Origin of the sequence: Acinetobacter baretiae (assembly GCF_015627105.1) — a bacterium.
GTDB lineage: Bacteria > Pseudomonadota > Gammaproteobacteria > Pseudomonadales > Moraxellaceae > Acinetobacter > Acinetobacter baretiae.
In genome coordinates this window covers 34141-45962 of sequence record NZ_VTDM01000024.1, presented here as the reverse complement: position 1 = coordinate 45962, position 11822 = coordinate 34141, and the positions used below count along the sequence as shown (strand labels likewise).

At 38.4% G+C, this 11822-nt stretch carries 7 protein-coding genes; 4 read left to right on the top strand and 3 right to left on the bottom strand.

What is annotated here, in order from left to right; translation table 11 throughout:
* A partial coding sequence (locus I2F17_RS10035; RefSeq protein ID WP_211139799.1) for a YadA-like family protein occupies positions 1–3468 on the top strand: 3468 nt, incomplete at its 5' end.
* A 551-nt stretch (positions 3469–4019) separates the two neighbouring features.
* Positions 4020–4589, top strand: a complete 570-nt coding sequence (gene dcd / locus I2F17_RS10030) for a dCTP deaminase (RefSeq protein WP_196423433.1) — start codon at positions 4020–4022, stop codon at positions 4587–4589.
* A gap of 43 nt (positions 4590–4632) precedes the next feature.
* On the opposite strand, the gene I2F17_RS10025 is transcribed toward dcd, so the two are convergent.
* From I2F17_RS10025 to I2F17_RS10015, 3 genes are all read right to left on the bottom strand, one after another.
* A complete protein-coding gene (locus I2F17_RS10025) occupies positions 4633–6348 on the bottom strand; it encodes a proline--tRNA ligase (RefSeq protein WP_211139798.1) in 1716 nt (571 codons plus the stop codon).
* Between the two features lie 147 nt (positions 6349–6495).
* A complete protein-coding gene (gene dapE / locus I2F17_RS10020; RefSeq protein ID WP_211139797.1) occupies positions 6496–7629 on the bottom strand; it encodes a succinyl-diaminopimelate desuccinylase in 1134 nt (377 codons plus the stop codon).
* A 153-nt stretch (positions 7630–7782) separates the two neighbouring features.
* The gene (locus I2F17_RS10015) at positions 7783–9408 is read right to left on the bottom strand and encodes an NAD+ synthase (RefSeq protein ID WP_196423436.1); all 1626 of its coding nucleotides are present in this window, start codon (positions 9406–9408) and stop codon (positions 7783–7785) included.
* Positions 9409–9641: 233 nt separating this feature from the next.
* Here I2F17_RS10015 and I2F17_RS10010 point away from each other — a divergent pair, with 233 nt between their 5' ends.
* Positions 9642–10139, top strand: a complete 498-nt coding sequence (locus I2F17_RS10010; protein WP_211139796.1) for a type IV secretion protein Rhs — start codon at positions 9642–9644, stop codon at positions 10137–10139.
* 866 nt (positions 10140–11005) lie between these two features.
* Positions 11006–11731 (top strand): acid phosphatase, encoded by a 726-nt coding sequence (locus tag I2F17_RS10005; RefSeq protein WP_211139795.1) that lies wholly within the window; start codon positions 11006–11008, stop codon positions 11729–11731.
* Positions 11732–11822: the final 91 nt, after the last annotated feature.

The window sequence follows — 11822 nt, the reverse complement described above, 5'->3', positions numbered from 1 at the left end:
TTACTTGATGAAGTAACGTCAGCAGGTGGTGAAAAAACAAGTGCATCAGGTACAAGCACAGCATCAGCACTAGGTGGTGGTTCAACATATGACCCAACAACAGGGACGATATCTTCACCAACGTACAGTGTTAACGGTAAAGACAAGAACAATGTAGGCGACGCAATTGCTGCATTAGATCAAGGATTTACGGTAACGAGTAATGGTAATAATGGTGGTGCCGACAATAAGGGCGTGATCAAAGCGGGTGACAGTTTAGACATCGGTACAGTTGATGGCGATAAGAACTTGACGGTTGCCAAAGATGGCAACAACATCAAATATGGTTTAAATCGTAATTTAGATGTAGACAGCGTTACTGCAGGCAATACCGTATTAGACACCACAGGTACAACGGTTGTAGGTAAAGATGCCAATGGCAATAGTACCAAAGCCGTTTACGGTGCATCTGGCAGCAATCTCACAGGTCAAGACAGCAGTGGCAACCCAATTAGTGCCAACTACGGTCTCACAAACAGTACGATTAAAGATGGCGCAGGTAACAGTAATACAACGACTGCATCAAGTACAAGTGTGAGTGATCCAAATGGTAATAGCGCTACAACAACTGCATCAGGAAACACAGTAAAAGACAGTCAAGGCAACAGCTCAAGCTATGGTGCAACAGGTAGCTCGATTAAAGATAATGTAGGTAATACAACTGAAACCACAGCATCAGGTACAAATGTGACTGATAAAAATGGTAACAGTAATAGCTTAACTGCGACAGGTAATGCGCTGAAAGACAGTTCAGGTAATAGTACAATTTCTACTGCCTCAGGTGTAACCGTTGCAGATGCATTGGGTAACAGTACGGCTGTAACAGCAGAAGGTGTTAAAGTTGCAAATGGACCATCACTGACGAAAACAGGTTTAGATGTTGCTGGTGGCACAATTACCAATCTAAAAAGTGGTGAAATTGCAACAGGATCTACAGATGCGGTGACAGGTGGTCAAGTTGCAGATGTACAATCACAGTTACAAAAACAACTGGGTTCAATTGGTGACTCGGCTGTGCAATATGCCAAAAATACTGATGGTACAACAAATTATGCGAGTATTGTGGCAGGTAATGGAAAAGGTACAACTGCAACTTTAGGTACAGATAGCTATGGAAATAGCATTGTTACAGGAGGTGGAACAACCATTTCAAATGTAGCAAATGCAGTGGGTGCTTCAGACGCAATAAACAAAGGTCAGCTTGATTCTGCAATTAGCAGCAATATTACCGATGTAAAAGATGGTAATGGTAATGGCGTAAGTGTGACGGGTCAGGTGGTGAATCAAAACTATAGTGGAACCAATCCAAATCCAGACTCATTATTCTTGACATACAACAAAGCAGGTCAAACCACAACAGATAACCTAACAATTGGTGAAACTGTTCAAAAAATGAATAAAGAGGGTGTGAAATTTGCTCATACCAATGCAGCAACTGAAGCAAAAGATTCAAGTGCAGGTGGTGAAAACTCAACAGCACTGGGTGTGAATGCAATTGCTGCAACAACGGCTAAGAACTCAGTCGTGATTGGTAATGACTCAAGTGTATCTGGTCAATCATCAATTGCCATTGGTGATGGTGCCAAAGCATCTGGAAATCAATCAATTAGTATTGGTACAGGAAACCAAGTTACAGGCAATAATTCAGGTGCCTTTGGTGACCCAACCGTTGTAGATGGTGCAAATAGTTACTCTGTAGGTAATAATAATAATATTACCCAAAGCAGTAATAATACGTTTGTACTTGGTAATGAAGTAAAACAAACCACTGCAGGTTCCGTTGTACTTGGTACAGGCTCTGGAACAACCAATGCAGGTAATGTTGCAGGCTATGATGCAGTAACAAATGCATCGTCTACAAACAATCAAGTAACATGGAAATCTACAACAGGTTCAGTGGCTGTCGGTAATGGTACAGATGTAACGCGTCAAATTACTGGGCTTGCCGCAGGTTCTGCAGATACAGATGCTGTAAATGTAGCACAGCTTAAATCTGTTAACGGTAAAGTAAATGCAAGCACAACTTCTGTAGCGAATATTTTGGGTGGTGGTGCAACTGTAAATGCCGATGGATCGATCACAAATCCAACGTATACAGTTAACGGTACAACCTCAACGACATTGGCAGGAGCTTTGAGTGCTTTAGATGAAGCAGTTCAAAAAGCGAATACTGGTGGTAAAGATATTACTGTTAATTCAGTGGTGTCGGGTAATACAACAGTAAATAATAGTGGTGTTGCTGTAGTAGATGGCGCTGGAAACAGTAGTCAACTTGCGGCAAACGGGCTTGCTGTGACCAATACAACTACAGGAAATAGTGCACAATATGGTGCAGATAGTTCCATATATACTGCTAAAGATGGCTCAAGCACCTCTGTAAGTAGTAATGGATTGACCATTAAAAATAAAGATGGATCTAATGGCGCAAGTATTACTTCATCTGGTATTAACGCAGGTGGTCAAAAAGTAACTAATGTTGCAAATGGTGAAAATGCAACAGACGCAGTTAATAAAGGCCAACTGGATTCTGCTGTTAATGGTGTTTCTAGTAGTGTAAACCAATTGGCAAACAGTGCTGTTCAATATGATACCAACGCAGACGGTAGCGTAAATAAAGACAAAATCACTTTAGGTGGTAGTAATGGTACAACCATTACGAATGTTGCAGATGGTGCTGTTACCGCAGGTTCAAAAGACGCAGTCAATGGCGGTCAACTTGCAAATGTACAAAACCAAGTAACAGCGAATACCAATGATATTAATAGCTTACAAAACACAGTAAGTAATATTGGTAGTGGTAAAACAGGCATTGTACAGCAAGCAAGTAATGATGCAGCCGTTAGCATTGGCAAAGATTCAGCAGGCACACAAATTAACGTGGCAAACAACGCAGGTACGAGCCGTACAATTAGCGGTGTTGCAAATGGTAATGTGTCAGCGAGTTCTACTGATGCTGTGAACGGAGCCCAAGTGTATAAAGTGAGTGCGGCTACGGCAGCTGCACTTGGCGGTGGTTCATCTGTACAAGCAGATGGTACAGTGTCTCAACCGACCTACACAGTAGGTGGTACAGCTTACAATAATGTTGGAAGTGCTGTAGGTGCAATTGATGGTAAACTCACTGGCTTAGATGGTCGTGTGGGTAACTTGGAAAATGCATTTAACCAAACAAGCCAGCAAATGAACAAGCTACGTAACGACACTAATGCAGGTATTGCAGGTGCGATGGCAGTGGGTAACTTACCACAGCCAACGGATGCAGGTAAGAGTATGGTGAGCGCAGGGATCAGTGGTTACCGTGGTGAAGGTGCCGTTGCTGTAGGTGTGAGTGCAATTACAGACAGTAATAAATATGTCTGGAAGTTTGGTGCATCAGCAGACACGAGAAGTAATGTGAGTGGTGCAGCATCTGTAGGTTACCAATGGTAATATTCGACTAAATACGTTTTTTGTTTAAACGTAAACCCAATTATCTTCAGTCGAAGGTAGTTGGGTTTTTATCTTTGAAATGGTGTATAACGGAGTAACATCAATTTGACCAACATCGTTTAAACACCTGCAAGCATTCTAAATTTAGGTGTAGTTTTTATTTTTAATCAAATGTCATCTTTCATAGCGTTTAAATATTTGTACATTTAAATGATGTTATTAAACGTCACCATAAAAATTTTAGATACATACCTTAATTCTAAACAAATGATTATATCAAATGCTTTGTTCTAAGATTTTAGAAATACCACATATCGTAATCCGTTATATTTTTATGTTGTTTGTGATGTAAAAATAAATGTAAACCATATATTTTTGATCGTTGAGTGGTTTTAAATGATTCAAATGATGAACTTAAACGAGACATGAAGGATTTGAAACATCATTGTGATAAAAATCTATTGAATGACACAAGCGGTATAACATTTCAATACAGCATGATTTCAGTTAAAGTATGTTGATATAAATATATGTAAATTTTTGGAATAGATATGGCAATTAAATCAGATCGCTGGATTCGTGAAATGAGCCAAAATCATGGCATGATCGAACCATATGCTGAAAATCAAGTCAGATTTGATGAGCAAGGTGAAAAGCTTATTTCATATGGTGTCTCAAGTTATGGTTATGATGTGCGCTGTGCCCCTGAGTTTAAAGTGTTTACCAATGTACATTCTGCAATTGTAGACCCAAAAAACTTTGATGAAAGAAGTTTTATCAACATCGATGCTGATGTTTGCATTATTCCACCAAATTCGTTTGCTTTAGCACGTACAGTGGAATATTTTCGTATTCCAAGAAATGTATTAACAGTATGTTTGGGTAAATCAACATATGCACGTTGCGGTATTATTGTTAACGTGACGCCACTTGAACCTGAGTGGGAAGGTCACGTAACCTTGGAATTTTCAAATACTACCAACTTGCCTGCACGTATTTATGCAGGTGAGGGCGTTGCACAGATGTTGTTTTTTGAAAGTGATGAAGTCTGTGAAACTTCTTACAAAGACCGTGGTGGTAAATATCAAGGTCAAACAGGTGTTACCTTACCTAAAGCATAATCAAAAAGCCGTGCATAATGCACGGCTTTTCATCTTAAATTCACTATTTTTGCAGTACCGAGAGTAACTCATCTTTACTTAAATGGCATGACTCTTGATCAGTACGTTTTTTATATTCAAACGTACCTGCATCGAGGCCTTTTTCACCAATAACAATACGATGTGGAATACCCACGAGTTCTAAATCTGAAAACTTTACACCAGGGCGTTCGTTACGATCGTCAAGTAATACATCATAACCTAACGCTTGTAATTCTTGGTAAAGTGTTTCAGCCGCAGCTACAGTTTTTGGTGACTTGTGTGCATTCATAGGCACAATGGCAACTTCAAATGGTGCAAGAGCAGTTGGCCAAATAATACCTTTATCATCAAAGTTTTGTTCTATCGCTGCTGCAACAACACGAGTAACACCAATGCCATAACAGCCCATTTCTAAAGTTACAGGGCGACCGGCTTCACCTAATACTGTGCATTTAAGTGCTTCGGAATATTTATTACCCAATTGGAAGATATGCCCAACTTCTATACCACGTTTAATGTGTAGAGTGCCTTTACCATCTGGCGATAAATCACCTTCAACTACATTACGTAAATCATAGATTTCTGAAATTTTCGCATCTCTATCCCAATTCACGCCTACCGCATGTTGGTCTGCAATATTTGCACCCGCAACAAAATCAGACAACACAGATGCTGAGCGATCTACAATAACCGTAATACCTTTTTCAACTAAACCTTGTGGCCCAATAAAGCCTGCAGGTAAGTCATACTGTTTAAGCTGTGCTTCTGTTGCAAAGGTTAACGGTGAAGCAATTAGTGGGTGATTTTCTGCTTTAATGGTGTTGAGTTCATGATCACCACGTACAAATAAAGCAACCACAGGTGTACTGCCATCTTCTTGTGCAAGACCTTGTACCAACAATGCCTTCACCGATTGTTCAGATGAACAGCCTAAAAATGCAGATACTTTAGCAATCGTATCTTGTGCTGGTGTTTCAACATATTTTAATTCTTCAGTAGGTGCTGCTCGTTCACCGACCAATAATGCTTCAGCTTTTTCTACATTGGCAGCATAGTCAGATTCAGAGGAAAATACGACAGCATCTTCCCCACTTGATGCTAAAACATGAAATTCATGTGAACCTGAGCCACCAATCGAGCCTGTATCTGCTTGTACAGCTCTAAAATCTAGTCCTAAACGAGTAAATATACGAGAATAAGTGTCGTACATTACCTGATAGGTTTCTTGTAAAGAAGCTTGGGTGATATGAAAAGAATATGCATCTTTCATGATAAATTCACGTGAACGCATAACGCCAAAACGCGGGCGAATTTCATCACGAAATTTAGTTTGAACTTGATACAAATTGATAGGTAATTGCTTATAACTTTTTAATTCGTTACGTACAAAATCTGTGATTACTTCTTCGTGTGTTGGCCCAAGAACAAAGTCATTTTGATGGCGATCTTTAAAACGCAATAATTCAGGGCCGTATTGCACAAATCTGCCAGATTCTTGCCATAAACTTGCAGGTTGGGTTACAGGCATAAATACTTCTAATGCGCCTGAACGATCCATTTCTTCTTTAATGATGGTTTCAACTTTATTTAGAACACGCTTGCCTAAAGGTAACCATGTATATAAACCCGATGCTAATTTGCGAATCATACCTGCTCTTAGCATGAGTTGATGCGAAATAATTTCTGCATCACTTGGATTTTCTCGAAGAGTTGCAAACAAAAAGCGGCTCGCACGCATGTTAAATTGTCCTAATATAAATAAAAACCTAACCCACATTCTACAGCAATTATGGGTACTCGGTAGAGGGAATGACTGTTACAGGCCAACCAAAAAATCTATATGTCAGAAAATTCCTAGCCATTGATTAAGGTTGACCTGAATAAATTATGTGAGCAGTTGTATTAAAATTTCTTCATAAATTGCAGACAAAGGTTCTAAGTCTGCAATATTGACGTGTTCATTGACTTGATGAATCGTAGCATTGAGCACACCAAGCTCAATGACTTGAGCACCTGTAGGGGCAATAAATCGACCATCAGATGTACCTCCACTGGTAGAAAGAGTCGTTTTATAGCCACATACATTTTCAATGGCATGCTGGGTTGCTTTGACAAGGTCACCGACAGGCGTAATAAATGGTTCCCCAGATAAATTCCAATCAATTTGATAATCTAATTGATTGGCATCTAAAATGTCTTTTACACGTGTTTTGAGTTGATCTGCAGTCACTTCCGTACAGTATCTGAAGTTACAGGTAATCTCTAAAATGTCGGGAATAACATTGGTTGCACCTGTTCCTGCGGCAATATTAGAAATCTGAAAGCTTGTAGCAGGAAAGTATTCATTGCCGTGATCCCATGTGGTTTTGCATAAGGTATCAATGGCAGTGGTGGCCAAATGAATGGGATTTTTGGCCAAGTGAGGATATGCAACATGACCTTGCTTACCTTGAATGGTAATTTTTGCATTTAAAGAGCCGCGGCGGCCATTTTTAACAATATCGCCCAGACGATCCGTACTTGAAGGTTCTCCAACCAAGCACCAATTTATTTTTTCATGGCGTTCTTCGAGCGTTTCAATGACTTTGACCGTTCCATGTTTTGCAGGGCCTTCTTCATCAGAGGTAATTAAATATGCAATCGAACCTTGATGGTTTGGGTACTTACTAACAAAACGCTCAGTTGCTGTAATCATGGCTGCAATGGCAGTTTTCATGTCGGCACTACCACGTCCGTATAGATTGCCATCGCGAACTTCAGGGTTAAACGGTGCAGAATCCCAAGCCTCAACATTGCCTGTAGGGACAACATCGGTGTGACCTGCAAAACAAAAAACTGGCCCTGTAGTACCACGGCGCGCCCATAAATTATCAACCTCCTCAAAACGCATGTGTTCAATATGAAAGCCATGCTTTTCTAAACGATTGGCAATAATCTGTTGGCAAGTATGATCATTGGGCGTGACGGAAGGTTGCTGTAAGAGTTCTATACTCAGTGCAAGTGTAGCTGAAGAAGTCATGAAATATAAAATGTAAAAAAATTATGAATATAATAAAGCAGAATATTGAAGAGGCAATGCTGAATATGCTTAATTCTAAATTGTTGTGTTATTTCAACATAAAAAAGCCTTTCAGTCATTTATATAGACTAAAAGGCTGTATAGGTTATTTATTTACTTACCTGCAGGCCATTGATTCACAATAGGGTAACGGCGTTCACGCCCAAATGCACGTGAGCTAATACGTGGGCCAATGGCACCTTGACGGCGTTTATATTCATTGCGATCAACCATTTGAATGACTTTTTCTACCACAGCTCGGTCAAAACCTTTGGCAATAATATCATCTTGGCTTTGATCTTCTTCAATATAAGCATATAAAATGCCATCGAGCACATCGTAGCTTGGCAAAGCATCTTGGTCGGTTTGCTCAGCCTTAAGCTCAGCCGAAGGTGGGCGAGTAATTACGCGCTCAGGAATCACAGGTTGCTCTGCCAAAGTATTTCGATATTTTGCCAATTCAAAAACAATGGTTTTATACACGTCTTTTAATACAGCAAAGCCACCTACCATATCACCATAAAGTGTACAATAACCGACCGCAAGTTCAGATTTGTTGCCTGTAGACAACACCAGATTACCAAACTTATTTGATAACCCCATGAGCAATGTACCACGGGCACGGGCTTGTAAATTTTCCTCTGTACTATCGGCAGGTGAGTTACCAAAAAATGGATAGAGGGTTTGCTGAAAGCTATTTACAATGTGATGTATTTCCGCGACACCAAAGGCGATGCCTAGATTTTTAGCTTGCGTTGTTGCATCTTCAATACTTATTTTAGCGGTATAGGTGTATGGCATCATGACGGCTTGAACCTTATCTGCACCCAATGCATCGACCGCAATTGCAAGAGTTAATGCAGAATCAATTCCACCAGATAGCCCTAAAATTACGCCTGAAAAGCCTGATTTTTGTACGTAATCACGTGTTGCAGATACAAGGCTTTGATAAATTTCAGCCATTGTGTCGAGTTCAGGTGCAATCGTTGAAACCTCAAATGCTGCCTGAGTTTGGTCGTAAGTAATGTGACACAGTTGTTCTTCAAATGAAGGTGCTTTGAGTATCAATTGAGCATTGCGACCAACCACAAAGCTTGTACCATCAAAAATAAGATCATCTTGACCACCAACTTGGTTGGCGTACACAATATTAATATTGAGCTGTTCAGCCAGTTTGGTCAGTGTTTGAATACGATGTTGAGGTTTTCCAACTTCGTAGGGTGATGAATTTAAGACTAAAACAGTATCTATATTGAGTTGAGCGAGTTGTTGTACGGTACTTAATGTCCAAACATCTTCACAAATTAATACACCGAATTTATGACCAAAGTATTCAAATACAAGGTGCTGTTGACCTGCAGTAAAGTATCTTTTTTCATCAAATAGGCCATAATTCGGTAAGTTTTGTTTGTTGTATACGCCCAGTACTTCACCATCTTTCATGACAGCAGCAGAGTTAAAGGTTTGGCCCTGTTCAGTTTGATGAGCAAATCCAAAAACCATAACAATATCTTTTACATCACTTAATGCTTTAAATGCATCTAAAGTTCGTTTCTTTAAACTTGGGCGAAGCAGTAAGTCTTCGGCAAGGTAACCGACCAGACTAAGTTCAGGAAAGACAATAAGGTCTGCACCGTCTTTTTTGGCTTGATGTGCCTGCTCAATCATCTTTTTCGTATTGTGTTCAAGATTGCCAATGTACGGAGAAAACTGAGCAAGTGCTATTTTAAAATTTTTCATTTAAACAAAATCCTATTCCTTTAAAGGATAACAATGGGTTGATTTCTTGAATTTAATTATTCAGCCCACTGTAATGGTATACTGATACTATCGGGTTTCAAAACAAGTATACTGTGATCTATAGAGTACACTGCCAAGGTTAGGCCTAAATATCTAAAAAACGATGTGAATATAATAAAAAATAACAGTTTATTACGAATAACATTCATGTTTTTCTATTATATAGGTGTTGTATGCGCTTTACACGGTTTTTACATCGATTAAATGCCCATTTTGTGCAAAAAAAACGTCAATTAACACACGGTGAAAAACAGTTGGTGTCTCGTGTTTTTGCAAAGAGTATCGCACTTGATCAGGTCAACATTGTGGCACATCAACTGATGTTGAAAAACTATGCATTAAGTCCAAATGGTCATATCTATATTCACCCGTGCCAATGGCAAACTGATTTTTCAAAGACAGACATTTATACTCAATCTTGGTTTATTCATGAAATGGTACATGTATGGCAAGTACAGTATGGTTTGCCAGTCATACGCCGTGCAATATTTGATCGTCGTTATCGGTATATACTTTCAGTCACTAAGCATTTTTTAGATTATGGCATTGAACAACAAGCTCAAATGGTACAAGATCATTTTTTGAGTTGTTGTTTAGGGCAGGAAAATAGTCAAAGAGCGCACTGTGTTGCTTTTGTGCGTCAAAATATCACTACAGTGAAATCATTTTGAAGGTGTATGAGGCATATTTTGTACACAATAAAATCGCATCGTTTGAATTTTTTATTAAAAATATCTACTGACTTCATTGGAATTGACTCATATATGGCATGAGCTTTTAGAGTGATGTCGGGGTGAAAACAGTTAAAATTATGGTTTGAGTTTATTTGCTTCAATATTAATATGGTTTTAGCCCTTGATCGAGGCAAGATTTTTTTGATGAATCAATGTATGAGATTATTAGAGCCATAAAATAGACAAAATCATGCACAAATACGTTTTTTGTATTGTAAGACCATTGAACAATGCATACAAATAAATCTGAAAAGCGCCTTACTCGAAAAGATCTTGATTTTGATCGTTGTATGAGTCATCAAATGGTTTTGCCATCTATAAACGCATAAAATGAAGTTTTGGCACTGATTTAAAAAATCAATGTTGCAATAAATGTATAATTTATCTTTTAAGCATATTTTAGCTTAATATCCTGAATTTTAATTAAATCTTGTAAATAGATTGCTGTTTTATATGGTTTTATTTAGATTGTGCTACTTTATTGGATATTTTGGATGATACATCATGCAATTTGACTGAAAAAATTAATGTAAGTGATGGAAAAATAGATATATTTTATATTCTATGGTGAATGTAAAAATTTGATTTTAAATAAAAAATAAGAATTATATGAGTGAAATAGGTTCAACAATTCACTTATTTCTGTTGTCTAAAAGACGTTTGATTTGACATGTTGTTGCTTTGTTGGACTAATTTGTGATTTTGATTAAAAAAGATATTGTCATTTTAATGACATATAAGTGTCATTTTTTTGTCAAATGAGGATTCTATAGTGCAAGCATAATTTATCAAATAGTAAAAATATGAAAATTAAAACGCTGTTATGTGCATGGGTTGCAACATTAGGTACTGTATCTACAAGCTACGCTTTAGAGCAGAGTAATTCTTTCTTACAATTGGCACAAGTTCCAGACAGCTTAACCATTGTTCCTGCGCCACCTACCTATAACAGTGTGGATTTTTTACGAGATAAAGCGGTCTATGATCAAGCAAAAAGTCTTGTAGGTACAGATCGTTGGAAACAAGCCGCAGAAGATGCAGATTTGTCTGATGCAAATATAGGTAAACCTTTTTCACAGGCTTTTGGTATTGATATTTCACCACAAAATACTCCGATTACCTATGAAATTTTAAGAAAGTTGCGTACAGATGCAGGTAGTTATGCGACCAAAACGGCAAAAGAGCACTATATGCGTTTACGTCCATTTATGTTCTTTAACTCACATACTTGTACCCCGAATGATGAAGCCAATTTAAGTAAAAATGGTGCTTATCCATCTGGCCATACCACCATTGGTTGGTCATCTGCTTTAGTATTGGCGGAAATTAGACCTGATCGTCAAAATGAAATTTTACAACGTGGTTATGAATATGGCCAAAGTCGTGTTATTTGTGGCGTACATTGGCAAAGTGATGTCGATGCAGGGCGCATTACTGGATCAGCAATCGTGGCACGTTTACATGCAGATAAAGCATTTAACAAAATGTTAGAAGAAGCAAAGCAAGAAATTCAACGCAAAATTAAATAATTCTAAATATTGTATGTAAAAACCCAAACCAAGATGTTTGGGTTTTTTTATCCTGAGCATTTTAAGCATCGATCAAAAGGAATAACACCGT

Coding starts and splice junctions, on each gene's coding strand:
- I2F17_RS10010 (WP_211139796.1), top strand. CDS start 9,642: ATGCGCTTTACACGGTTTTTACATCGATTAAATGCCCATTTTGTGCAA.
- I2F17_RS10005 (WP_211139795.1), top strand. CDS start 11,006: ATGAAAATTAAAACGCTGTTATGTGCATGGGTTGCAACATTAGGTACT.
- dcd (WP_196423433.1), top strand. CDS start 4,020: ATGGCAATTAAATCAGATCGCTGGATTCGTGAAATGAGCCAAAATCAT.
- I2F17_RS10025 (WP_211139798.1), bottom strand. CDS start 6,348: ATGCGTGCGAGCCGCTTTTTGTTTGCAACTCTTCGAGAAAATCCAAGT.
- dapE (WP_211139797.1), bottom strand. CDS start 7,629: ATGACTTCTTCAGCTACACTTGCACTGAGTATAGAACTCTTACAGCAA.
- I2F17_RS10015 (WP_196423436.1), bottom strand. CDS start 9,408: ATGAAAAATTTTAAAATAGCACTTGCTCAGTTTTCTCCGTACATTGGC.